Raw genomic sequence first — 22,812 nt, 5'->3', positions numbered from 1 at the left:
AGCCCCCAGGATGGTGCGGCGCCTCAGCCCGCATGGCTGAGGCGGTACTTGGTGAATCCGTCCGGCGTGTTGCCGAGCGGCTCGGCACGCAGGCCGGCGGGGCGGAAGGCCGCCGCGCCCGGACCGGTGACGAAGCTGACCCGTGCCGTGGAGGGCCAGGGCGCCAGCGACCAGTTGCCGTCCGCTTCCGGATCGATGCGCTTCTGCTCCACGATGTAGCGCACCACCACGTCGCGGTTCAGGTCGGGCGCCTCCAGCACGATGGTGCTGCCATCGGCGCCGGGAAAGTTGCCGCCGCCGCCGGCGCGGTAGTTGTTGGTGGCGACCAGGAACACCTGCCCGTCCCCGACCGGCTTGCCCTGCCAGGCGAGGTCGTGGATGCGCCGCGCCTCGGGCGCAGCCAGCTTGCCGTCGGCGTCGAAGCGGGAGGGCTGCGTCACGTCGATGCGGTAGGTGACGCCGTCGATCACGTCGAAATTGTAGGAGGGGAAGCGCGGGTTGATCAGCGCCTGCTCCTCGGCGGAAGCGGGATCGATGCGGTTGAACAGGCCGGCCGAGCGCTCCAGCCAGCCGCGCAGTTGCGCCCCCGTCACCTTCACCACGCGCAGCGTGTTGGGGTAGAGATAGATGTCGGCCACGTCCTTGATGGCGAGCGGACCCGGCTTCACATCGGTGTAGTAGTCCGGCCCGCCGCGGCCGCCCGCCTTGAAGGGCGCCGCCGCAGAGAGCAGCGGCAGCTCGCCCAGGCCCGCCGCCCTGGCCAGCCCCTCGACATACCAGCGCTGGGCGTTGCTGACGATCTGCACCGATGGGTCATCCGCCACCAGCGCCCAGTAGCTGTTGATCGCGGCCTGCGTCTCGCCGACGGGCTGGCGGACATAGGCGAGCGTCGCCTCGTGCTCGGGGCGGGCGGCGGCCAGCACCGCCTCGGTGGCGGCGACGGTCGGCTCGATGCGGCGCTCCGGCGTGCGGGTGTAGATCGGCCGGGCCTCGCTGGCGAAGTCCGCGACCTTCCAGGCGCCGTCCCGGCGCTCCAGCACGAGATCAATGACGCCGAGATGGCTGCCCCAGAAGCCCGCCATCACCGCGGGCACGCCATGCAGCGAGCCGCGCTGCGCATCCACCCCGGCGATGTTGGCGAAGTCCTTGCCGGGAAAGACGAGATGCTGGTGCCCGGTCATGATGGCGTCGATCCCCGGCACCTCGGCGAGGTAGAGGGCGGCGTTCTCCGCCCCCGGCTTCGGCGCCCCGCCGGCGATGCCGGAATGGCACAGCGCCACCACCACGTCCGACTCGGCGCGCAGCCTGGGCAGGTGCTGCCGGGCGGCCTCGACGATATCGAGGGTGGTCACCTTGCCGGCAAGGTTGGCCTGGTCCCACTGCATGATCTGTGGTGGCACGAAGCCGATGACGCCGATCCGCAACCGGTGCTTCCGGCCGCCCTCGTCCACCATCTCGCGCTCGAAAAGGCGGGTGGGCGGCACCAGCGGCGTGCCATCCGCCTTGAGCAGGTTGGCGCAGACGCTGGGGAAGTTCTGCCCGGTCAGCGCGGTGCCGAGATAGTCGAGGCCGTAGTTGAACTCATGGTTGCCCAGCGTTCCGCAGACATAATCCAGCCGGTTCATGGCAGCGATGATCGGATGCACCTGCCCTGGCTTCAGCCCATGCGAATAGGCCATGTAGTCGCCGAGCGGGCTGCCCTGGATGACGTCGCCGTTGTCGAAGAGCAGGCTGTTCGGGACCTCGGCGCGGGCGGCGGCGATCAGCGTCGCGGTCTTGGCCAGGCCCACCGTGTCGTCCGTCCGGTCCCGGTAGTAGTCGTAGGGGAAGACGTTGACGTGGAGGTCGGTCGTCTCCAGCAGGCGCAGCCGCAGCTTCGCGGGCGCCTGGGCGTGCGCCGCCGGCGGCAGGCCCAGGGAGAATGCGGCGCCCGAGAGCAGCAGGGCGCGGCGGGAAAGGGCGGGTGCGGGCATCGGCGCGGACCGGGCAGGTGGGACGGCCATTCTCGGCAGCGGCGCGGCGCCGATCAACCCTGACGAGCGACCGGCCCCGCTGCGCCATTCGCAGCCGGGCCCCGAAGCCCCATATCTGCCCCCCTTACCGTCCGGAGCCCCGATGAAGACCGTCACCGCCAGCCTGCTGCTGCCCCTGCGCCAGATCGCCGATCCTGGCTTTCGTGGCCCCCTGCTGAAGGGGCTGCTGGCCGCCATCCTGGCCTTTGGCGGGCTGGCGGTGCTGGCCGACTGGGGCGTCGGCGCGCTGGTCGGCGGCGACGGCTGGCTGGCCACCATGGCGGGGCTGCTTGGCGGAGCGCTGGTGCTGCTGACGGCCCTCTGGCTCTTCGTGCCGCTGCTGCTGGCCATCACCAGCCTCTTTCTCGACGAGGTGGCGGAGGCCGTCGAGCGCCGCTTCTATCCCGCCTTGCCGCCGGCCAAAGGCGCCTCGCTCTCCGCCCAGATCGGCGCCAACCTCTCGCTTTCGCTGCGGCTGCTGGTGCTGACGCTGGTCATCCTGCCGCTGACGCTGATGCTGCCGCCAGTGGGCGTGGTGCTGTTCTGGGCCGTCTCAACGGTATCCCTGGGCTATGGGCTGTTCGAGGGGGTGGCCCAGCGCCGCATGTCGGTGCCCGAATCGCGCCTGCTGCGCCGCCGCCGCCGCAACGAGATCCTGGCCGTAGGGGCGGTCCTGGCGGCGGCGGCGGTGGTGCCGGTGGCCAACCTCCTGGTGCCCGTGCTCGGCACCGCGGCCATGACGCACCTGCTGCACCGCGGCAAATCCGGTTGACCTGTTCGCCCGCGCGCCGGATAGGAATGCCGCTCCCGGGCCGGCGGCCGCCGGCTCCTCCTTCATGGGCAAGGCCTTCCCGACATGCTCCGGCGCTTCTTCGGCTACTACCGCCCGCATTTCCGCCTGTTCCTGCTGGACTTCTCCTGCGCCGTGCTGGCGGGGCTGCTGGAGCTCGGCTTTCCCGTCGCGGTGAAGGCCTTCGTGGACAACCTGCTGCCCCGGCAGGACTGGACGCTGATCCTGCTCGCCGCCACCGGCCTGCTTCTCATCTACCTTCTAAACACCGGCTTGATGGCCGTGGTCACCTATTGGGGCCACATGCTCGGCATCAACATCGAGACGGAGATGCGGCGGAAGGCTTTCGACCACCTGCAGAAGCTCTCCTTCCGCTTCTACGACAACCAGAAGACCGGCCACCTCGTCGCCCGCGTGACGCGCGACCTGGAGGAGGTGGGCGAGGTGGCGCATCACGGGCCGGAGGACCTGTTCATCGCCGTGATGACCTTCCTCGGCGCCTTCGCCCTGATGTTCAGCGTGCATGTGCCGCTCGCCCTGCTGACGGCGGTGATCGTGCCGCTGATCGGCTGGGCCTCGACGCATTACGGCTCGCACATGACCAACACCTGGCGCCGGCTGTTCGGCCGCGTCGGCGCCTTCAACGCGCGCATCGAGGAGACGGTGGGCGGCATGCGCGTGGTGCAGGCCTTCGGCAACGAGGACCATGAGCGCGCCCTCTTCGCGCAGGACAACGCGCAGTACCGCACCACCAAGCTGGAGGCCTACCGCATCATGGCCGCCAGCACCTCGCTCAACTATCTCGGCATGCGGCTGACGCAGATGGTGGTGATGCTGGCGGGCAGCTACTTCGTGCTGAACGGCCAGCTCTCCAACGGCGAGTTCGTCGGCTTCCTGCTGCTGGTCGGCGTGTTCTTCCGCCCCGTGGAGAAGATCAGCGCCGTCATCGAGACCTATCCGAAGGGCATCGCCGGCTTCCGCCGCTATTGCGAGCTGCTGGACACCGCGCCCGACATCACCGACGCGCCAGATGCCATCCCCGCCCCCGCGCTGCGCGGCGAGATCCGCTACGAGCATGTCCGCTTCGGCTACCTGCCGGGCAAGCCGGTGCTGCGGGACATCGACCTGCACCTGCCGGCCGGCGGCACGGTGGCCTTTGTCGGCCCCTCCGGCGCGGGCAAGACCACGCTCTGCTCGCTGCTGCCGCGCTTCTACGACGTCGAGGCGGGGCGCATCACCATCGATGGGCTGGACATCCGTGGCATGACCCTGGCCTCGCTGCGGGCGCAGATCGGCATCGTGCAGCAGGACGTCTTCCTTTTCGCCGGCACGCTGCGGGAGAACATCGCCTATGGCCGGCTCGGCGCCTCGGAGGCGGAGATCCGCGAGGCGGCGCGCCGGGCGAAGCTGGACGGGCTGATCGAGCGGCTGCCGGAGGGGCTGGACACCGTGGTCGGCGAGCGCGGCGTGAAGCTCTCGGGCGGGCAGAAGCAGCGCCTGGCGATCGCCCGCATCTTCCTGAAGAACCCGCCCATCCTGATCCTGGACGAGGCCACCTCGGCGCTCGACACCGAGACGGAGCGCGCGATCCAGCAATCCCTCGCCGAGCTGGCCAGGGGGCGCACCACGCTGGTCATCGCCCACCGCCTGGCCACCATCCGCAACGCGGACCGCATCGTTGTGGTGGACGAGAGCGGCATCGTCGCGCAGGGCCGCCATGAGGAGCTGGTGGCGCGGCCTGGTCTCTACCAGCGCCTGAGCGCCGTGCAGGAGACGCATCTGGGCCGCATCGCGGGCTGAGATGCCGGGGCAACCCGGAGGGCGCGCCGCGCGTCCTTCCGGCGGAACCCGCAAAGGAGGCAGGCCCATGGCCAGTCAACGCTTCGCGCCCCCCGGACCGCTCGGCTTCGGCGGCGCCCCGCTCGGCGACATGTTCGCCAAGGTGGACGAGAACACCGCGGAGGCGACGCTGGAAGCCGCCTGGGAGAGCGGCATCCGCTACTTCGACACCGCCCCGCACTACGGCGCCGGCCTCTCCGAGCACCGCTTCGGCGACGTGCTGCGGCGGCACGGGCGCGACGACTACGTGCTCTCCACCAAGGTCGGGCGCCTGCTGGTGCCGGACCTGGAGGCCGAGCCCGAGCCGCCTTTCCTCAGCGCCCTGCCCTTCCGCCGCGTGCTGGACTATTCCGCCGCCGGTGCCCGCCGCTCCGTGGAGGACAGCCTGCAACGCATGGCGGTCGGCCGGATCGACATCGTCTATGTCCACGACCTCGCCGCTGACCATCTGGGCGAGGCCTGGACGGAGCAGTTCGAGAAGGCCCGCGAGGGCGCCTTCCGCGAGCTGATCAAGATGCGTGAGGAAGGACTGATCCGCGCCTGGGGCCTGGGCGTGAACCTGCCGGAGCCCTGCATCCGCGCGGTGAGGGAATCCGACCCGGACGTGTTCCTGCTCGCCGGCCGCTACAGCCTGCTCGACCTCACCGGGCTGAGGGAGCTGTTCCCGCTCTGCGCCGAGCGCGGCGCGCATGTGGTGGTGGGCGGCCCCTTCAACTCCGGCCTGCTCGCCGGGGGCCGCACCTTCGACTACCAGGAGGCGCCGGCCGAGCAGGTGGCGGCGCGCGACCGCCTGGCCGCCGTGGCCAAGGAGCATGGCGTGGACCTGCGCGCGGCCGCGCTGCAGTTCTGCGCCGCGCATCCCGTGGTGGCCTCGGTCATCCCCGGCGCCAAGCACCCGGACCGGGTGCGGCAGAACGCCGAGCTGATGCGGCAGGAGATCCCCGCCGCGTTCTGGGCCACGCTGAAGGCGCAGTCCCTGCTCCCGGAAGAGGCTCCGACGCCCGCGGGCTGATCAGTTCCCGTCGGGCAATGGGCGCCAGAGCCTCAGCGGCGCGGCGCTGGCACCCCGGATCGCCGCCTGCGCCTCGTTCTCCAGCGCGGAAAGGAAGCGGGAGCGGTCGGCGCTCCCCATGGCCGCCGGCCCGCGGGTGGTGGCGCCGATCTCCCGCAGGTGCCGCGCCACCTCGCGCCCCGCCAGGGCGCTGCCGATGTTGTCGGTGGTCCAGAGCCGGCCGTTCGGCGCCAGCGCCCGCGCGCCCTGCTCCAGGCAGCGCGCGGCGAGCGGGATGTCGGCGGTGACGCAGAGGTCCTGAGGCCGGATATGCGTGGCGATCCAGTCATCCGCCGCGTCCGGCCCCTCGGGCACGATGACGCGGCGGATCCACTCCGCCTCCGGCAGGCGGATGCCGCGCGCGCCGTTGGAGACGACATGCACCACGAGGGAGTGGCGTGCCGCGACGCGGAACACCTCCTCCCGCACCGGGCAGGCATCGGCGTCGATCCAGATTTCGGGCCGCTGCGGCCCCTTGGCGTCACTCATGGCCCCGCAATACGCCATCCGCCCCACGGCGCCCAGCGCGGCGCCGCCGTGGTTCCAGTGGAATCGATATTGCTTTTCTGGAACGGTGTCCGCCGGGCCCGTGGCTGCCATGGCCCGGCGCAACCAGCCGGAGACAAAGATGCCCACCTTGTCCATCCGACTTCTCCTCACGACCGGACTTGCCCTGGCGGCCATGCTGCCGCCGGCCGGCCGCGCCGCCGCGCAGATGGCCGAGCCCGGCCCGACCCTGGCCGGGGTCCGCGCCAAGGGCCTGCTCGATTGCAGCGCCAACCAGGGCAGCCCCGGCTTCGGCGTGCCGGACAGCCGCGGCGAGCAGCAGGGGCTCGATCCCGACATCTGCCGCGCCGTGGCCGCGGCCGTGCTGGGCCCCAACGCCAGGATCCGCTGGACAGTGCTGACCAGCCAGGCGCGCATCCCGGCGCTGCAATCCGGCCAGGTGGACATGGTGGCCCGCACCTTCACCTGGACCCACTCCCGCGAGGTCAATGCCGGCCTGCAGTTCGGTCCCGTGGCCTTCTATGACGGCCAGGGCTTCGTGGTGAAGAAGTCGCTCGGCGTCACCAAGGCCTCGCAGCTCGACGGGGCCAGCATCTGCGTCACCGCCGGCTCCACGAACGAGCTGAACCTGGCGGACTGGGCCCGTACCAACAGGTTCGCGGTCCACCCCGTCGTGTTCGAGTCGAACGAGGACACGCGGAAGGCCTATCTCTCCGGCCGCTGCGATTCCTACACGCTGGATGCCAGCCAGCTTGCCGGCTTCGTCAGCAGCCTGCCCAAGGGCGAGCACGTGATTCTGCCGGACATCATCAGCAAGGAGCCGCTGACCCCGGCCGTCCGCAAGGGCGACCCGCAATGGTACGACATCGTGCGCTGGACCTTCTTCGCGCTGGTGCTGGCCGAGGAACTGGGCGTCACCCAGGCCAATCTGGACAGCATGCTGGACAGCCCAAACCCGGATGTGCGCCGCCTGCTGGGCGTCAGCGGCGACCACGGTCCGGCCATGGGGCTGGATCGGCGCTGGGCCTACAACGCCATCAAGGCCGTCGGGAACTACGGGGAGATCTTCCAGCGCCATCTTGGGGAGGACTCCCCGCTGGGCCTGCCGCGCGGGCTGAACGCGCTGTGGAACCATGGCGGGCTGATGTACGCGCCGCCGATCCGCTGACGGGAGCGGGCGGGGAAGGCTGCGCGCCCTCCCCGCCGCCTTTCCTCAGCCGGCCGCCTCGGCCAGCCAGCGCGTGACCACAGTGCAGGCCTCGGCGAAATCCTCCATCCGCATCGCCTCGTGCGGATTGTGGCTGCCGTTCTGGTTGCGCACGAACAGCATCGCGGACGGGATGCCCGCCGCCGCGAAGGCCGCTGCGTCATGCCCGCCGCCGGAGGCCATCTCCAGGGTGCGCACGCCGGTCGCCTCGGCGGCCCGCGCCAGGCCGGCGCGCAGCCCGGCATCCATCGGCGCGGCCACCGAGCCGGTCTCGGCGCCGAGATCGAAGCGCACGCCGCGCCGCGCCTCGATGGCCGGCACCTGCCGGGCCAGCTCGGCGAAGATGGCGTCCACGCTGGCCGGGTTCACGCTGCGCACGTCCAGCATGAAGGTCGCCTCGCCGGCGATCTTGGTGAAGCCCGCCTCGGCCGTGGTGGCCAGGGTGCAGAAGGTGCAGACGAGCCGGTGGCCATGCGCCTCCAGCCGGGCCCATTCCTCGTCGAGCGCCACCGCCAGCTCGGCCAGGGCGATGGCGGCATCGCGCCGGTAGCGCCGCGGCGTGCCGCCGGAATGGTTGTACTCGCCAAGCACGCGGCCCTGCCGCAGCCGGCGGCTGCCCGGGATGCCGGTGACGATGCCGACGGGGATGCCCTCGGAGTCCAGCACCGGCCCCTGCTCGATATGCACCTCCAGGAAGGCGGCGGCATTCTCCGGGGTGATCAGCGTCTCGCCACGCGCGGCGAAGTCCGGGTCGAAGCCCTCCTCGCGCATGTGGTCGGCGAGGCTGCGGCCGGAGTCCTGGCGCTTCACCTGGAGCTCCTCCGGCTTCAGCCGGCCCAGCGCGCCCCGGCTGCCGGGATAGGAGGTCGGGAACCAGGCCCCCGCCTCCTCGGCGCGGGTCGCGATCACGGTGATGTCGCGCGCCGGGGTGAAGCCCGCGCGCTTCAGCCCGGCCACGGCGGCGAGCCCCGCCAGCACGCCGGCGGCACCGTCGAAATTGCCGCCCTGCGGCACCGAATCGAGGTGGCTGCCGAGCAGCACCCGCTTCGCCACGCGGTCCTGGCCCGGCAGGGTCATGTGCAGGTTGCCGACCGGGTCGGCGCTCACCTCCAGGCCGAGCGCCTCGGCCTCGCGGCGGGCCAGCGCATGCGCCATGCGCTCGCCGGGGCCGTAGGCCTCGCGGGTGATGCCGACGCCGTCGAAGCTCCGCTGCCGCAGCTCGTCGAACAGGCGCGCGGCCAGTTCGACATCCGGCGACAGGTTCCGCCGCAACGCCTCAGACGCCACGGACCACCCCGCCATCCACCAGATGCACGCGGCCGGTGATGTAGGAGGCATGCGCCGAGGCCAGGAAGGCCCCCATCGGGCCGAACTCCTTGGGCTCGCCGAAGCGGCCCACCGGGATGGTCGCGGAGCGCTCGGTGACCAGCGCGTCAATGCTCTTGCCGGTCTTCTGCGAGGCGGAGGCCAGGGTTTCCTGCGTGCGATCGGTGGCGAAGGCGCCGGGGCCGATGATGTTGCAGGTCACGCCATCGCCCGCGATCTCGCTGGCCAGCGTCTTGTTCCAGCCGACGATCGCCGAGCGCAGCGTGTTGGACAGCGCCAGCCCCGGCAGCGGCTGCACCACGCCGGTGGAGGCGATGGTGATCAGCCGGCCCCATTTCTGCTGGCGCATCGCCGGCAGCAGCCGGTTGGCGATGCGGATCGGCGAGAGCACGATGCGCTGGAACCAGGTGACGAGGTCCTCCTCCTTCATCTCCAGCGCCGTGCAGGTCGGCGGGCCGCCATGGTTCAGCACCAGGATGTCCACCCCGCCCAGCGCGGCCACCGCCGCGTCGGCCAGCCGGTCCATCTGCGCGGCCTCGGCCACGTCGGCGGTGATGCCCACCGCCTTCGGCGCGCCGGCCGCCTTCAGCTCGTCCGCCACCCGGTCCAGGCTCGCCTGGTTGCGGCCGGAGATGGCGATCGCCACGCCCTCCGCCGCCAGCGCATCGGCGACCGACCGGCCAAGTCCCTTGGAAGCCCCCATCACCAGGGCACGGCGCCCCTGCAGACCCAGATCCATGGTTCCGCTCCTCCTCACTTGCTGGCTGAGGGGGCGGACCGTGAACCCTTCCCCTCCCCCTGGCAAGACGGCGCCCGGCGATTAAGCTGGGCCCGAGGCACGAAAGGGAGGGACGACCACCATGGACGCGATGGCCTTCGGCTACGCCCGCAGCCCCGCACGGAGACCCGCCGCATGAGCAAGCCCGTCATCCTGCTCACCCGCCGCTTCCCCGACGCGGTGGAGGCCCGCGCCCAGCGCGACTACGTCACCATCCCCAACCCGGCGGACACGCCGATGAGCGGCGGCGAGATCGTCGCCGCCGCGGAGCGGGGCGGTGCCGCCGGCATCCTTTGCGCCGCCGGGGACGCGCTGGACGCCCAGACCATCGGCCGCCTGCCGGAAAGCGTGCGGATCATCGCCACCTTCAGCGTCGGCACCGACCACATCGACCTGCCCGCCGCCGCCGCGCGCGGCATCCTGGTGACCAACACCCCCGACGTGCTGAGCGTCGCCACCGCCGAGATCGCCATGCTGCTGATCCTGACCGCCGCGCGGCGCGGCGGCGAGGCGGAGCGGATGGTGCGCGCGCGCGAGTGGACGGGCTGGGCGCCGACCCAGCTCATGGGCGTCACGCTGGAGAACAAGCGGCTCGGCATCCTCGGCATGGGGCGGATCGGCCAGGCGCTGGCGCGCATGGCGCGCGGCTTCGGCATGGAGATCCATTACCGCAACCGCAACCGGCTCGGCCCCGCCGAGGAACAGGCCGCCATCCACCATGCCGAGGACGCGGCCTTCCTCGGCGGGATCGACGTGCTCTCCATGCACATCCCCGGCGGCGCGGCGACCCGGAACTGGCTCAACGCCGAGCGCATCGCCATGCTGCCCAGGGGCGCGATCGTGGTGAACACCGGGCGCGGCACCACGGTGGACGACGCCGCCCTCTGCGCGGCCCTTGCTTCCGGGCACCTGCGCGCGGCGGGGCTCGACGTCTTCGCCGGCGAGCCGAACATTTACGAGGGCTATCATACCACGCCCAACCTGGTGCTGCTGCCCCATCTCGGCAGCGCCACCGTGGAGACGCGGGACGCCATGGGCTTCCGCTGCCTCGACAACCTCGACGCCGTGCTGCAGCGGAACGCGGCGCCGCCGCACCCTGTAGGCTGAGGCAGGGCCTGCCGCGGCGGGGAGCGCGGGGCTCAGGCCAGCCAGGCGCCGATCAGCCGGTCGGCGTTCTCCGCCACGCGCGCGGCCGGTCCGCCGGCGCCGAACAACTGGCCGGAGACATAGGCCCCCTCGATCAGCAGCAGCAGGCCATCGCCCAGCGCCTCCGGGTCCCGGGCGCCCATCTCGGCGGCCATGGCGCGCAGGCGCTGGCGCAGCGCGCGCTTGTTGGCCTCGCTGACCAGCCGCGCGGGATGGCCGGGCGACGGGTACTCCACCGCGGCATTGGTCAGCCCGCAGCCGCGATAGCCGTCCGCCGCCGCCCGCATGGCCAATGGGCGCAGAAACGCGCCGAGCTGCGCGCGGGGGTCGCCGGGATGCGCGGCCACGGCCGCATCGAAGCGCTGCCAGAACAGGGTCTCGTAGTCGCGGAGGTAGCACGCGGCCAGCTCGTCCTTGGACGAGAAGCTGCGATACAGGCTGGGTTTGGTGACGCCCGCCCGGGAGACGATCTCGTCCACCCCGACCGCGCGGATGCCCAGCCTGTAGAAGAGCTCCGCGGCGGCCTCACGGATGCGGGCGGCGGCGGAGGGCGGCTTGGCGTGCGTGGCAGGCATATGCGGAAGAAAGGTCCTTGACGATGTTACTGACCGGTACGTACGCTATATCGGAAACGTACCGGTCAGTCACATGAGCATAAGCATCCCCCGGCCGCTTGGCCAGAACTACGCTTTCGTCGTCGTCGCGGTGATCTTCGTGACGCTGCTGGCCTCGGCCGGGCTGCGCTCCACGCCCGGCGTGCTGATCCTGCCGCTGGAAGAGGCCTTCGGCTGGAGCCGGAGCACCATCGCCTTCTCGGCCGGGCTCGGCATCTTTCTCTATGGCCTGGTCGGCCCCTTCGCGGCGGCGCTGATGGCCAGCCTCGGGCTGCGCCGCACAGTGCTCGGCGCCCTCGCGCTGATGTCCGCCTCAACCGCGTCCAGCGCCTTCATGAGCGAGCCCTGGCAGCTCGTCCTGAGCTGGGGGGTGCTTTCCGGCATGGGGTCCGGCGCGGTGGCGCTGGTGCTCGGCGCCACGGTGGTGAACCGGTGGTTCGTGAGGAACCGGGGCCTGATGATGGGCCTGCTGACCGCCAGCACCGCCACCGGCACGCTGATCTTTCTGCCGCTGCTGGCTTCGCTGGCGGAGGCCGGCGGCTGGCGCCCCGTCGTGCTGACCGTCTCGGCCGCCACGGCGGCGGTGATCCCGCTGGTCTGGTGGCTGGTGCCAGAGCGCCCGGCCTCCATCGGCCTGGTGCCCTACGGGGCCGCGCCGGGAAGCACCGTGCCGCAGCAGCCGGCCGCCGGCCTGCTCGCCGCCGCCTTCGGCAGCCTGAAGCGGGCCTCGCGCACCCGCACCTTCTGGTATCTCTTCGCCACGTTCTGGATCTGCGGCTTCACCACCAACGGGCTGGTCGGCACCCACCTCATCGCACTCTGCGGCGACATGGGCATCCCCGAGGTGCGCGCCGCCGGGCTGCTGGCGCTGATGGGGATTTTCGACCTCATCGGCACCACCCTCTCCGGCTGGCTGACCGACCGGTTCGACCCGCGCAAGCTGCTGTTCGTCTATTACGGCCTGCGCGGGCTTTCCCTGATCTACCTGCCCTACTCCGACTTCTCGCTCTACAGCCTCAGCCTCTTCGCCGTGTTCTACGGGCTGGACTGGATCGCCACCGTGCCGCCCACGCTTCGCCTGGCCACGGAGGCTTTCGGCGAGCGGGACGCGCCGGTGATCTTCGGCTGGGTGGCGGCAGGCCACCAGGTCGGCGCGGCCAGCGCGGCATTCCTGGGCGGCGTGCTGCGCGACACCCAGGGCGACTATCTCGGCATGTTCATCCTCGCCGGCACCACAGGTCTCCTCGCGGCGGGCCTCTCATTGGCCATCCGCCGTGGTGCCGCGCCTGCCATGGCCTGAGGCGGCGCCCGCTGGACAGGGCGGCGCGCCCCACCCACCATGCGCCGCCCTGAGGGAGAGAAGCACAGGCCCATGCAATTCGACTTCGACAAGCTGAGCGTCGCCGAGCGCTACAAGCTTCTGACCTCCACCGTCGTGCCGCGGCCGATCGCCTGGGTGGTGACGCAGGATGCCGCAGGGGTGGTCAATGCCGCCCCCTTCTCCTTCTTCAACGCCTTCTCCAGCGATCCGGCGATCGTCGGCGTCAGCGTCGGCGGCTCTCCGCGCGGGCCGGGCGACAAGGACACGCTGGCGAACATCAAGGCGACCGGGCAGTTCGTGGTCTGCCTGGTTTCCGAAGCGACGGCGCAGGCCATGAACATCACCGCCATCGACATGCCGCCCGGGGTGGACGAGCTGGCCGAGGCCGGCCTGACGCCGGTGCCGAGCCGGAGGGTCAAGCCGCCCCGCATCGCCGAGAGCCCCGTCGCCATGGAGTGCGAGACCTTCCAGCTCGTGCCGCTCGGCGGCAACACGCTGGTGCTCGGCCGTGTCCTGTCCATGGAAATGCGGGACGACTGCGTCGCCGACCCCGCCAAGCTCTACATCGACACGCCGCGCATGGAACTGCTTGGCCGCCTGCATGGCCGCGGCTGGTATGCCCGCACCACGGACCGGGTGGAGATCCCCCGCATCACCTGGGACACGTGGCAGGCGCGAAAGGCGGGAAAGCCGGACTGAACAGCCCGGCAAGCGCTGCAGCCCCCACGAAAGGCGGCCGGGAGGGAGGGAACCGTCCCCCCCCCCGGCCGCTCCGGACCTCAGTCGCCGATGGCGCGCAGGTGCGGCTTGCGGTTGGCGGCGATCAGCTCCTCATAGACCGCCACGTAGTCTTCGGCCATGCGGCGGGCGGTGAAGCGCTGCTCGAAGCGGCCGCGCACCTTGCGCCGGTCGAGCTCGGGGACACGGGCGACGGCCGCCACCGCCTCGTCCTCGTTCTCGACGACAAAGCCGGTCAGCCCGTCCTCCATCACCTCCGGCACCGAGCCGCGGCGGAAGGCGATCACCGGCGTGCCGCAGGCCATCGCCTCGATCATCACCAGGCCGAAGGGCTCCGGCCAGTCGATCGGGAAGAGCAGCGCGTGGGCGCCGGAGAGGAATTCCGGCTTCTGGTCGTCGTTGATCTCGCCGATGTACTCGACATGGCCCTGCGCCATCAGCGGGGCGATCTCGCGCTCGTAGTAGGCGCGGTCGGCGACGTCGATCTTGGCGGCGACCTTCAGCTTCACCCCGGCGCGGGCGGCGATGCGGATGGCCTTGTCCAGCCCCTTCTCCGGCGAGACGCGGCCGAGGAAGGCGAAGTACTTCTGCTCCACCGGCTGCGGCGTCAGCCGGTCCTTCGGCATGCCGTGCAGCACGGTGCGCACCCAGTTCAGGCGCGGGATCGGCAGGCGCTGGTGGTCGGAGATCGAGACGTAGGGCGTGCGGCCGTAAGTCTCGTAGATCATCTTGAATTCCGGCAGGTCGAGCCGACCATGCAGGGTGGTGAGGAACGGCGTGCGCTGCCGGTCCAGCAGGCCGAGCGGGAAATAGTCGATATGGGAGTGGATCACGTCGAACTCGTCCGCGCGCTGCGCGACCTGCTCGACCATCTTCATGTAATGCGCGACCCAGTCCTTCACGCTGGGATCGAGGCGCAGGGCCTGCTCGCGCATCGCGGCCAGCTTCGCCGCGGTCACGGAGTCGCCGCTGGCGAAGAGCGTCACCTCATGGCCCATCGCCACGAGTTCCTCGGTCAGCGACGAGACCACCCGTTCGGTGCCGCCATAAAGCTTCGGCGGAACGGCCTCGAAGAGCGGCGAGATTTGCGCAATGCGCATGAAGTGCGACCCCTTTTTCCCGGCAGGCCGGAAGTTTTACTTGAGGCAGGCCGGCGGAGACTTGATCGTATCCGCACCCTCCTGTATCAGTGATGAACATACAAATTGAATATGGCGAAATGTAGGCTGCCGTGACTGCAACCCACACGCCAGCAACCTCCCCGCTCCGCTACCTGCTGGACTATGCCCAGCACCACAAGGCCGGGCATTCGCTGGTGTTCGGCACCGTCCTCGCGGCAGTGGGCTGCGCGGTTTCCGCGCAGTACGGGCTGAAGCACCTGATCGACATCCTGGCCCAGGGGCCGCAGGCGGCGCGCGGCATCTGGGGCGCCTTCTTCCTCCTTTGCGCCCTGATCGCGGCGGACAACCTGCTCTGGCGCGCCGGCGGCTGGGCGGCGACCCGTTCCTTCACCGCCGTCGGCGGCGACATCCGGCGCGACCTCTTCGCCCACCTCGCCGGCCATAGCCCAAGCTACTTCGCCGACCGCCTGCCCGGTGCGCTCGCGGCCCGCATCTCCTCCACGGCGCAGGCCGCCTTCTCCGCCCAGAACACGCTGGCCTGGAGCGTCGTCCCGCCATCGGCGGCGGTATTCAGCGCCATTCTCTTCACCGGCGCGATCCATCCAGGCCTCGCCGCGGCCCTGGCGGTGCTGGCGCTCGGCATCGGGCTGGTGATGCATCGCCTGGCGCGGCGCGGCGCGGCGCTGCACCGCACCCATGCGAGCCGTGCCGCCGCCGTGGATGGCGAGCTGGTGGACGTGGTCAGCAACATCCCGGTTGTGCGCGCCTTCGGCGCCACGCTGCGCGAGCGGCAGCGGATCGCCGGCATCGTCCAGGCCGAGATCGGCGCCCATCGCCGCAGCCTCTGGTACATGGAGAAGCTGCGCCTCATCCATGCCGTGCTGACCGTGCTGCTGACCAGCGCCACCCTTGCCGCCGGGCTGCTCCTGTGGCAGCGCGGCCATGCCTCCGTCGGGGATGTCGCGCTGCTCGCCACCCTCTCGCTGACCATCCTGCACGGCACGCGGGACATCGCCGTGGCGCTGGTGGAGCTGACGCAGCAGATGGCGCGGCTGGAGGAGGCGCTCGGCGCGCTGCTGGTGCCGCATGCGCTGGAGGCGCGGCCCGGCGCACTGCCACTGCGTCCCGGCCGGGGCGCGGTGTGCTTCGAGGCGGTGCGCTTCGCCTACCCCGGCCGTGCCTCGCTGCTGGACGGCTTCGACCTCGCGGTGGAGCCGGGACAGCGCGTCGGGCTGGTGGGCTACTCCGGCGCCGGCAAGTCCACCGTGCTGGCGCTGCTGCAACGCTTCCACGACCCCGATTCCGGCCGCGTGCTGGTGGATGGGCAGGACCTTCGCGACGTCACGCCCGACAGCCTGCACGAGGCCCTCGCCGTGGTGCCGCAGGACACGGCGCTCTTTCATCGCTCCGTGCTGGAGAACATCCGGTACGGCCGGCCCGAGGCCACGGACGAGGAGGTGATGCGGGCCGCCGAGATGGCGCAGTGCCGCGCCTTCATCGAGGCGTTGCCGGAGGGCTTCGATACGCTGGTCGGCAACCGCGGCGTGAAGCTTTCGGGCGGGCAGCGGCAGCGGCTGGCCATCGCCCGCGCGCTGCTGAAGGATGCGCCCATCCTGCTGCTGGACGAGGCCACCTCGGCGCTGGACAGCGAAAGCGAGCGCGCCATCCAGGCGGCGCTCGACCGGCTGATGCGCGGCCGCACCGTCCTCGCGATTGCGCACCGCCTCTCGACGCTGCAAAATTTCGACAGAATCATCGTCATGAATCAGGGCCGGATCGTCGAGGACGGTGCGCCTGCCGAACTGGCCAGCCGCCTCGGCCCCTATCGGGAATTGCTGCGCCAGCAGCAGGCCGGCGCCCTGCCGGAGCTGCCAGAGGCGGCCTGAAGAGGAACGGCGCGCATGTCGCGACTGGTCGTGGTCTCCAACCGCGTCGCCCCCATCACGGAGGGCGAGCCGACCGCCGGCGGGCTGGCGGCGGGGGTGATGGACGCGCTGCGCCACAGCGGCGGCCTGTGGTTCGGCTGGTCAGGCCAGACGGTGCCGGACACGCTGGTGCCGCCCGACACGCTGGCCCCCGGCCTGCCGCCCGCCGTCGCCCGCAGCGGGCCGGTGACGCTCTACACCACCGACCTGACGCAACGCGACTATGACGACTACTACCGCGGCTTCGCCAACGGCACGCTCTGGCCGGTGCTGCACTACCAGACCGGCCTGGCCCGCTTCGAGCATGGCGAGTTCGAGGGCTACCGCCGCGTCAACGCGCATTTCGCCCGCCACCTCGCCGCGCTCGTGGCGCCGGACGACGTCATCTGGGCACACGACTACCACCTGCTGTGCCTGGCCGAATCGCTGCGCGCGGCGGGGCTGCGCAACCGCATGGGCCTGTTCCTGCACACGCCGTTCCCGGCCCCCGCCGTGCTGACCACCGTGCCCGTGCATGCCGAGCTGGTGCGCGCCCTCTGCCAGTACGACCTCGTCGGCTTCCAGACGGAGGGCGACCGGCGCGCCTTCGCCGATTACATCCGCCACGAACTCGGCGGCGAGGAGCTGCCTGGCGGGGTGCTGCTGGCGCATGGGCGGCGGATCCGGACCGGCGTCTACCCGATCGGCGTGCAGGTGGAGGCGCTGCGCGCCGAGGCCCAGGCCGGCGAGCCGGAATCCCTGGCGGCACTGCGCGCCGGCCTCGGCGACCGTGCGCTGATCATCAGCGTGGAGCGGCTCGACTATTCCAAGGGCCTGCGTCAGCGCTTCGCCGCCTATGAGCGCTTCCTGGCCAGCCACGCCGCCTGGCACCGCCGCGTGGAATACGTGCAGATCGCGCCGCCCTCGCGCTCCGACGTCGAGGCCTACCAGGCCATTCGCCGGGAGCTGGAAGGCGAGGCCGGCCGCATCAACGGCCGCTTCGCCGAGCTGGACTGGATGCCGCTGCGCTACCTCAACCGCGGCTTCCCCCGGCGCCGGCTCATGCCGCTCTACGCCGCGGCGCGGGTCGGGCTGGTGACGCCGCTCCGCGACGGCATGAACCTGGTCGCCAAGGAATATGTGGCGGCGCAGGATCCGCAGGACCCGGGCGTGCTGGTGCTCTCCCGCTTCGCCGGCGCGGCGCGCGAGCTGGATGCGGCGCTGCTTGTCAATCCGCATGACGAGGCGGCGGTGGCTGCCGCGCTCGACCGCGCGCTGGCCATGCCGCTGGAGGAGCGGCAGGAGCGGCACACCGCCATGCTGCGCGTCATGCGGCGCAACAGCCTGGAGCGCTGGCGTGACCGCTTCGAGGCGGATCTGCGCGATCTTGAGAGCGCCGCCGGAGCCGCGTAAGCCCTGTGGGGCGGAGGCTTTCCGCAAGCGCCACGGAAGGCCCTGGCGCCATGTGGGAAAAATCACCATAGATCGGCCGAGGAGACCCATCGCGCTCTGGCATCCACAGGGGCAGAAAGGCAAATAGGCACCATGCGCATCTACCTCGCCGGACCCGACGTCTTCCTTCCCAACGCCAGCGAGATCGCCGTGGCCAAGAAGGAGATCTGCGCCCGCCACGGGACCATCGGGGTCTTCCCGACCGATCCGGTCGCGGACAGCGCGGCGGACGCCGCTGAGGAGCGCTTCCTGGAGATCTACCTCCGCAACGAGGCGCATATCCGCCAGAGCGATGCCCTGATCGCCAACCTGACGCCCTTCCGCGGCCCCTCGGCCGATGCGGGCACCGTGTACGAGCTGGGCTTCATGCGGGCGCTCGGGCGCCCGATCACCGGCTACGCCAACACGGCCCGGCACTTCGCCGACCGCACGCGCGACTTCCTGGGCGCGGCGGCCCGGCGGCGCCCCGACGGTGTCTGGGTGGATGCCGAGGGACTGTGCCTGGAGGATTTCGGGCGGCACGACAACCTGATGATCGACGGCGGCATCGTCGCCGCCGGCGGCCGGCTGATCACCCATGCGGTGCCCGATCATCTCCGCTGGACGGACCTCACCGCCTTTGAAGCCTGCGTCGTGGCGCTGATGCAGGAGATGCGCGGCGCCGCCTGAGCGCGGCGCAACCGGGAAGCGAAGCATCCTTCGCAAGCCCGGCCGATTGCGGCACCTTGCAGCCGCCCATGCAAGATCCCGCCCCTACCTCGGCCTTCGCGCCGCTCCGGCACGCCACCTTCCGCAACCTCTGGACCGCCAGCCTGGCCAGCAACACCGGCATGTGGGTCCAGAACACCGGTGCCGGCTGGCTCATGACCAGCCTGGATCCCTCGCCGCTGATGGTCAGCCTGGTGCAGGCCGCCTCGATGCTGCCGGTGTTCCTGCTCGCGCTCCCGACCGGCGCCCTGGCGGACATCGTGGACCGGCGCCGCTACCTGATCTTCGCGCAGAGCTGGATGTGCCTGATGGGCCTTGTGCTCTGCATCCTCACCGCCACCGGCCTGCTCGGTCCCTGGGGGCTGCTGGCGCTCACCTTCGGTATCGGCGCCGGCAGCGCCATGAACTTCCCGGCCTGGGCCGCCACCACGCCCGAACTGGTGCCGCGCGAGGATCTCACCCAGGCCATCGTGCTCAACGGCATCGGCTTCAACCTGGCGCGGGCGGTGGGGCCGGCGCTGGGCGGCTTCGTCATCGGGTTGGCGGGCACGCAGGCCGCCTTCGCCTTCAACGCCGCCTGCTTCCTGGTGCTGATCCTGGCGCTGGTGGCCTGGCGGCGGGAGGAGGCGCCGCGCACCCTGCCGAAGGAGCATTTCCTTTCCGCCATGCGGGCAGGGATGCGCTTCGTGGCCGCCTCTCCCGCGCTGCGGCGGATCATCCTGCGGGCGGTGGTGTTCTTCTTCTTCGGCTCGGCCATGTGGGGCCTGCTGCCGCTGGTGGTGCGGGAACGGCTGGGCCTCGGCCCCGAAGCCTTCGGGATGCTGCTGGCGGCGATGGGCATCGGCGCCGTGGCCGGCGGGTTGCTGCTGCCGCGCCTGCGGGCGCGGGTGAACCGGGGGGATCTGGTTGTTCTCGCCTCGCTCGCCGCCGCCGCCGCGTTGGTGTTGCTGGGGTTCGGCCGCCACTGGGCGCCGGTTGGCCTCGGAATGCTGCTCTATGGCAGCGCCTGGATCAGCGCCTCCAGCACGCTCCAGGCCGCGGCGCAGATGGTGGCGCCGGCCTGGGTGCGGGCGCGGGCGATCGGCATTTATCAGCTTTCCTTCTTCGGGGCCCTCGCCTTCGGGTCGGCCCTGGCGGGCTGGCTCGGCACCATCATCGGCGTGCACTGGGCCTTGCTGGGCTTCGGCGGCGCGGGCGGCGTGGCCGCCCTGGTGATGCGGCGCTGGACACTGGGCGCCGAGGCCGCCGCCGAAGCAGCGCCCGCCGCGCCGCTGCGCCCCGAGGAGCCGGCACCGGAGCTTGCCCCCCTTTTGGCGCAGGGCCGCGGCCGGCTGCTGGAGGTGGTGCGCTACCATATCCGCCCGCAGGACCGCGGCGCCTTTCTCGCGGCCATGGCGGAGGTGCGCCGGGCGCGGCTGCGCAGCGGTGCCCTCAACTGGCAGCTTTGCGAGGACATCGCCTATCCCGAGCGGTGGGTGGAGCTGTGGGCGGTGGAGAACTGGAACGAGCACCTGCGCGAGCAGAGCCGGCTGGGTCCGGACGACCATGCGGCGATCGGCCGGGCGGCTGCGCTGCATCAAGGCGAAACCGGACCGAAGGCGGTGCGCTACATTCACCGGCTCCCCTGACCCGCGCCAGCCTCACCTGGCGCTCGGCAACCCGAGCCTGGGCATGGCGTTTCCGGAACCAGACAGGAGGATTGACGATGGCTTCCCTGCACCGCACCCGCAACGACCTTGGCGAGAACATCAGGAAGGCTTCGGTCAACGTGCTGAACGGCACGCTGACCGACATGATCGACCTGACCAACGCCGTCCGCATGGCGCACTGGACCATGAAGGGCCCGAACTTCATCGGCCTGCACGAGATGCTGGAGCAATTCTACAACGAGCTCTTCGCCACGGCGGACGAGGTGGCGGAGCGCCTGGTGCAGCTCGGCGGCACGCCGGACGGCACCAGCCAGATCGTCGCCGAGAAAAGCCGCCTCGCCCCCTACTCGCAGCAGACGACCTACACGCTGGACCATGTGAAGGAGCTGGCGGACCGCTTCGCCAATCTCGGCAAGTCCGTCCGCGAGGGCATCGACAGCACCGACGATGCCGGCGATGCCGACACCGCCGATCTGCTGACCGGCCTCTCGCGCGACCTCGACAAGAAGCTGTGGATGCTGGAAGCGCATCTTCAGGAGAAGTGAGCGCCGCGAGGGAGGGCATGCCCCTCCCTCTCCGCTTGGGGTTGCAGCCCCCCACCCCCATTGGCTAGGTTGCCCGCCAGGGGTGTGAACAAGACATGAACGATCTCTTCGGCGGCCGCGCGGCCAAGGCGCAGGCCGCGGCGACCTACTCGGCCAAGGACATCGAGGTGCTGGAGGGGCTTGAGCCCGTCCGGCGCCGTCCCGGCATGTATATCGGCGGCACGGACGAGAACGCGCTGCACCATCTGGCCGCCGAGGTGCTGGACAACGCCATGGACGAGGCGGTGGCCGGCCATGCCGACCGCATCGAGGTGACGCTGGAGGCCGGGAACTACCTGACCGTCCGCGACAACGGCCGCGGCATCCCGACCGATCCGCACCCGAAATTCCCCAAGCTCTCGGCACTGGAGGTAATCCTCACCACCCTGCACTCGGGCGGCAAGTTCTCCGGCAAGGCCTATGACACCTCCGGCGGCCTGCACGGCGTCGGCAGCTCGGTGGTGAACGCCCTCGCCGAGCGGCTGGAGGTCGAGGTCGCGCGCGACCGCACCCTGTTCACCCAGGCCTATTCGCGCGGCAAGCCGCTCGCCAAGCTGAAGAACGCGGGGGCGGTGCACAACCGGCGCGGAACCACGATCCGCTTCAAGCCGGACCCCGAGATCTTCGGACCCCTGCAGTTCTCCGCCCCCCGGCTGTTCCGCCTCTGCCGCTCCAAGGCCTATCTGTTCCGCGGCGTCGAGATCCGCTGGTCCTGTGACCCGGCCCTGGTTCCGAAAGGCCAGGAAACGGAGACGCCAGCCCAGGCCACGCTGCACTTTCCCGGCGGCCTCTCGGACTTCCTGGCCGCCGCCGTGGAGGGCCGCAGCCCCGTCATTCCCGCTCCCTGGGCCGGCGAGGTCACCTTTCCGCAGGGTGCTGGCCGCGCCGAGTGGGCGGTGACCTGGCTGGAGCAGGGCGAAGGCTTCCTGAACACCTACGCCAACACCATCCCGACCCCGCTCGGCGGCACGCATGAGGCTGGGCTGCGCGGCGCGCTGGTGAAGGGCCTGCGCGCCTATGGCGAGCTGAAGAAGGAGAAGCGCGCCGGCAACGTCACCGCCGAGGATCTTTTCGGCGGGCTGGCAGGCATGCTTTCCATCTTCGTCCGCGAACCGCAGTTCCAGGGCCAGACCAAGGACAAGCTGACCAGCCCGGAGGCCTCCCGCCTCGTCGAGGCCGGACTGCGCGACCACTTCGACCACTGGCTGGCGGGCGACCCCGGCCGGGCGGACAACCTGCTGGCCTATGCCATCGACCGCGCGGAGGATCGCATCCGCCGCCGCGAGCAGAAGGACACGCCGCGCAAGACCGCGACCCGCCGCCTGCGCCTGCCCGGCAAGCTCGCGGATTGCTCGCGCGAGGCAGCCGAGGGCACCGAGCTGTTCCTGGTGGAAGGCGACTCCGCGGGCGGCTCGGCCAAGCAGGCGCGCGACCGCGAGACCCAGGCGGTGCTGCCGTTGCGCGGCAAGATCCTGAACGTCGCTTCCGCCAGCGCCGACAAGCTGCGGCAGAACCAGGAGCTGAAGGACCTCATCGAGGCGCTGGGCTGCGGCGCCGGGGAGCGCTTCGATCCCAAGCGCCTGCGCTATGGCCGGGTCGTCATCATGACCGACGCCGACGTGGACGGCGCCCACATCGCGGCGCTGCTGATGACCTTCTTCTACAAGGAGCTGCCGGAGCTGGTGCGGCAGGAGCGGGTCTACCTCGCGCAGCCGCCGCTCTACCGGCTGGCGACGGCGGGCAAGACCGTCTACGCGATGGACGATGCGGAGCGCGAGAAGCTGCTGAAGAAGGCCTTCAAGCCGAATCAGCGGGTTGAAGTCAGCCGCTTCAAGGGGTTGGGCGAGATGCCTCCCGCCTCGTTGAAGGAGACCACCATGGACCCGCGCAAGCGGACCTTGCTCAAGGTGGTGCTGCCGGCGGAGGAGCGCGCCTCGACCTCGGAACTGATCGAGGCGCTGATGGGACGCAAGCCGGAGCTGCGCTTCCGCTTCATCCAGGAGAATGCCGCGCGGCTGGATCTGGAGGCGGTGGACGCCTGACGGTCACGCCGGGTCAGGACGCG

19 protein-coding genes are annotated in these 22,812 nt (G+C 71.0%); 13 read left to right on the top strand and 6 right to left on the bottom strand.

The window, feature by feature from the left end:
• Window positions 1–23: 23 nt before the first annotated feature.
• Window positions 24–1,973: a bifunctional 2',3'-cyclic-nucleotide 2'-phosphodiesterase/3'-nucleotidase gene (locus tag E0493_RS08395; protein ID WP_160936475.1), complete on the bottom strand. Its 1,950-nt coding sequence runs from the start codon at window positions 1,971–1,973 to the stop codon at window positions 24–26.
• A 142-nt stretch (window positions 1,974–2,115) separates the two neighbouring features.
• On the opposite strand from E0493_RS08395, the gene E0493_RS08390 reads away from it, so the two are divergent.
• From E0493_RS08390 to E0493_RS08380, 3 genes are all read left to right on the top strand, one after another.
• Window positions 2,116–2,784 carry an EI24 domain-containing protein gene (locus tag E0493_RS08390; RefSeq protein ID WP_160936474.1) on the top strand — a complete coding sequence of 223 codons (669 nt, stop codon included), beginning with the start codon at window positions 2,116–2,118 and terminating at the stop codon, window positions 2,782–2,784.
• Window positions 2,785–2,868: 84 nt separating this feature from the next.
• Complete coding sequence (locus tag E0493_RS08385) at window positions 2,869–4,602, top strand: ABC transporter ATP-binding protein (protein ID WP_160936473.1); 1,734 nt, start codon at window positions 2,869–2,871, stop codon at window positions 4,600–4,602.
• 67 nt (window positions 4,603–4,669) lie between these two features.
• Entirely contained in the window at window positions 4,670–5,653 is a 984-nt protein-coding gene (locus E0493_RS08380) for an aldo/keto reductase (protein WP_160936472.1), read from the top strand.
• Here the strand turns inward: E0493_RS08380 and E0493_RS08375 are convergent, their stop codons facing one another.
• Entirely contained in the window at window positions 5,654–6,181 is a 528-nt protein-coding gene (locus tag E0493_RS08375) for a YaiI/YqxD family protein (RefSeq protein WP_160936471.1), read from the bottom strand.
• 139 nt (window positions 6,182–6,320) lie between these two features.
• On the opposite strand from E0493_RS08375, the gene E0493_RS08370 reads away from it, so the two are divergent.
• A complete protein-coding gene (locus tag E0493_RS08370) occupies window positions 6,321–7,367 on the top strand; it encodes an amino acid ABC transporter substrate-binding protein (protein ID WP_160936470.1) in 1,047 nt (348 codons plus the stop codon).
• A gap of 45 nt (window positions 7,368–7,412) precedes the next feature.
• Here E0493_RS08370 and E0493_RS08365 read toward each other — a convergent pair whose 3' ends face one another.
• Together E0493_RS08365 and E0493_RS08360 are read right to left on the bottom strand one after the other, a co-directional pair.
• The gene (locus tag E0493_RS08365; RefSeq protein ID WP_367614470.1) at window positions 7,413–8,693 is read right to left on the bottom strand and encodes a hydantoinase/carbamoylase family amidase; all 1,281 of its coding nucleotides are present in this window, start codon (window positions 8,691–8,693) and stop codon (window positions 7,413–7,415) included.
• Entirely contained in the window at window positions 8,683–9,471 is a 789-nt protein-coding gene (locus tag E0493_RS08360; RefSeq protein WP_160936468.1) for an SDR family oxidoreductase, read from the bottom strand. The genes E0493_RS08365 and E0493_RS08360 overlap by 11 nt, the downstream gene beginning before the upstream one ends.
• Before the next feature lie 174 nt (window positions 9,472–9,645).
• Between E0493_RS08360 and E0493_RS08355 the strand changes: the two genes are divergently transcribed.
• On the top strand, window positions 9,646–10,617 hold the full coding sequence (locus E0493_RS08355) for a 2-hydroxyacid dehydrogenase (RefSeq protein ID WP_160936467.1): 972 nt from the start codon (window positions 9,646–9,648) through the stop codon (window positions 10,615–10,617).
• Between the two features lie 32 nt (window positions 10,618–10,649).
• Here E0493_RS08355 and E0493_RS08350 read toward each other — a convergent pair whose 3' ends face one another.
• Entirely contained in the window at window positions 10,650–11,231 is a 582-nt protein-coding gene (locus E0493_RS08350; RefSeq protein WP_160936466.1) for a TetR/AcrR family transcriptional regulator, read from the bottom strand.
• Between the two features lie 73 nt (window positions 11,232–11,304).
• Here E0493_RS08350 and E0493_RS08345 point away from each other — a divergent pair, with 73 nt between their 5' ends.
• Together E0493_RS08345 and E0493_RS08340 are read left to right on the top strand one after the other, a co-directional pair.
• Window positions 11,305–12,570 carry an MFS transporter gene (locus tag E0493_RS08345; RefSeq protein WP_160936465.1) on the top strand — a complete coding sequence of 422 codons (1,266 nt, stop codon included), beginning with the start codon at window positions 11,305–11,307 and terminating at the stop codon, window positions 12,568–12,570.
• Between the two features lie 72 nt (window positions 12,571–12,642).
• Window positions 12,643–13,290, top strand: coding sequence for a flavin reductase family protein (locus E0493_RS08340; protein ID WP_160936464.1), 648 nt, complete (start codon window positions 12,643–12,645; stop codon window positions 13,288–13,290).
• 80 nt (window positions 13,291–13,370) lie between these two features.
• On the opposite strand, the gene E0493_RS08335 is transcribed toward E0493_RS08340, so the two are convergent.
• Window positions 13,371–14,429: a glycosyltransferase family 4 protein gene (locus tag E0493_RS08335; protein ID WP_160936463.1), complete on the bottom strand. Its 1,059-nt coding sequence runs from the start codon at window positions 14,427–14,429 to the stop codon at window positions 13,371–13,373.
• A gap of 131 nt (window positions 14,430–14,560) precedes the next feature.
• Here E0493_RS08335 and E0493_RS08330 point away from each other — a divergent pair, with 131 nt between their 5' ends.
• The 6 genes from E0493_RS08330 to parE all read left to right on the top strand — a co-directional run bounded on the left by E0493_RS08330 (window position 14,561) and on the right by parE (window position 22,789).
• The gene (locus E0493_RS08330; RefSeq protein WP_160936462.1) at window positions 14,561–16,336 is read left to right on the top strand and encodes an ABC transporter ATP-binding protein; all 1,776 of its coding nucleotides are present in this window, start codon (window positions 14,561–14,563) and stop codon (window positions 16,334–16,336) included.
• A gap of 15 nt (window positions 16,337–16,351) precedes the next feature.
• Entirely contained in the window at window positions 16,352–17,767 is a 1,416-nt protein-coding gene (locus tag E0493_RS08325) for an alpha,alpha-trehalose-phosphate synthase (UDP-forming) (RefSeq protein ID WP_160936461.1), read from the top strand.
• A gap of 132 nt (window positions 17,768–17,899) precedes the next feature.
• Entirely contained in the window at window positions 17,900–18,475 is a 576-nt protein-coding gene (locus tag E0493_RS08320; protein WP_160936460.1) for a nucleoside 2-deoxyribosyltransferase, read from the top strand.
• 68 nt (window positions 18,476–18,543) lie between these two features.
• Complete coding sequence (locus tag E0493_RS08315) at window positions 18,544–20,142, top strand: MFS transporter (RefSeq protein ID WP_160936459.1); 1,599 nt, start codon at window positions 18,544–18,546, stop codon at window positions 20,140–20,142.
• 77 nt (window positions 20,143–20,219) lie between these two features.
• On the top strand, window positions 20,220–20,708 hold the full coding sequence (dps, locus tag E0493_RS08310; protein ID WP_160936458.1) for a DNA starvation/stationary phase protection protein Dps: 489 nt from the start codon (window positions 20,220–20,222) through the stop codon (window positions 20,706–20,708).
• A 95-nt stretch (window positions 20,709–20,803) separates the two neighbouring features.
• Window positions 20,804–22,789: a DNA topoisomerase IV subunit B gene (parE, locus tag E0493_RS08305; RefSeq protein WP_160936457.1), complete on the top strand. Its 1,986-nt coding sequence runs from the start codon at window positions 20,804–20,806 to the stop codon at window positions 22,787–22,789.
• The last annotated feature ends 23 nt before the right edge of the window (window positions 22,790–22,812 follow it).

It is taken from the genome of Teichococcus coralli (genome assembly GCF_009829925.1).
Lineage (GTDB): Bacteria > Pseudomonadota > Alphaproteobacteria > Acetobacterales > Acetobacteraceae > Pseudoroseomonas > Pseudoroseomonas coralli.
The sequence above is the reverse complement of the archived record's forward strand: the minus strand, read 5'-3'. Positions and strand labels throughout refer to the sequence as shown.

Coding starts and splice junctions, on each gene's coding strand:
- E0493_RS08380 (WP_160936472.1), top strand. CDS start 4,670: ATGGCCAGTCAACGCTTCGCGCCCCCCGGACCGCTCGGCTTCGGCGGC.
- E0493_RS08360 (WP_160936468.1), bottom strand. CDS start 9,471: ATGGATCTGGGTCTGCAGGGGCGCCGTGCCCTGGTGATGGGGGCTTCC.
- E0493_RS08335 (WP_160936463.1), bottom strand. CDS start 14,429: ATGCGCATTGCGCAAATCTCGCCGCTCTTCGAGGCCGTTCCGCCGAAG.
- E0493_RS08355 (WP_160936467.1), top strand. CDS start 9,646: ATGAGCAAGCCCGTCATCCTGCTCACCCGCCGCTTCCCCGACGCGGTG.
- E0493_RS08315 (WP_160936459.1), top strand. CDS start 18,544: ATGCAAGATCCCGCCCCTACCTCGGCCTTCGCGCCGCTCCGGCACGCC.
- E0493_RS08325 (WP_160936461.1), top strand. CDS start 16,352: ATGTCGCGACTGGTCGTGGTCTCCAACCGCGTCGCCCCCATCACGGAG.
- E0493_RS08345 (WP_160936465.1), top strand. CDS start 11,305: ATGAGCATAAGCATCCCCCGGCCGCTTGGCCAGAACTACGCTTTCGTC.
- E0493_RS08340 (WP_160936464.1), top strand. CDS start 12,643: ATGCAATTCGACTTCGACAAGCTGAGCGTCGCCGAGCGCTACAAGCTT.
- E0493_RS08375 (WP_160936471.1), bottom strand. CDS start 6,181: ATGAGTGACGCCAAGGGGCCGCAGCGGCCCGAAATCTGGATCGACGCC.
- E0493_RS08395 (WP_160936475.1), bottom strand. CDS start 1,973: ATGCCCGCACCCGCCCTTTCCCGCCGCGCCCTGCTGCTCTCGGGCGCC.
- parE (WP_160936457.1), top strand. CDS start 20,804: ATGAACGATCTCTTCGGCGGCCGCGCGGCCAAGGCGCAGGCCGCGGCG.
- E0493_RS08320 (WP_160936460.1), top strand. CDS start 17,900: ATGCGCATCTACCTCGCCGGACCCGACGTCTTCCTTCCCAACGCCAGC.
- E0493_RS08385 (WP_160936473.1), top strand. CDS start 2,869: ATGCTCCGGCGCTTCTTCGGCTACTACCGCCCGCATTTCCGCCTGTTC.
- E0493_RS08350 (WP_160936466.1), bottom strand. CDS start 11,231: ATGCCTGCCACGCACGCCAAGCCGCCCTCCGCCGCCGCCCGCATCCGT.
- E0493_RS08390 (WP_160936474.1), top strand. CDS start 2,116: ATGAAGACCGTCACCGCCAGCCTGCTGCTGCCCCTGCGCCAGATCGCC.
- dps (WP_160936458.1), top strand. CDS start 20,220: ATGGCTTCCCTGCACCGCACCCGCAACGACCTTGGCGAGAACATCAGG.
- E0493_RS08370 (WP_160936470.1), top strand. CDS start 6,321: ATGCCCACCTTGTCCATCCGACTTCTCCTCACGACCGGACTTGCCCTG.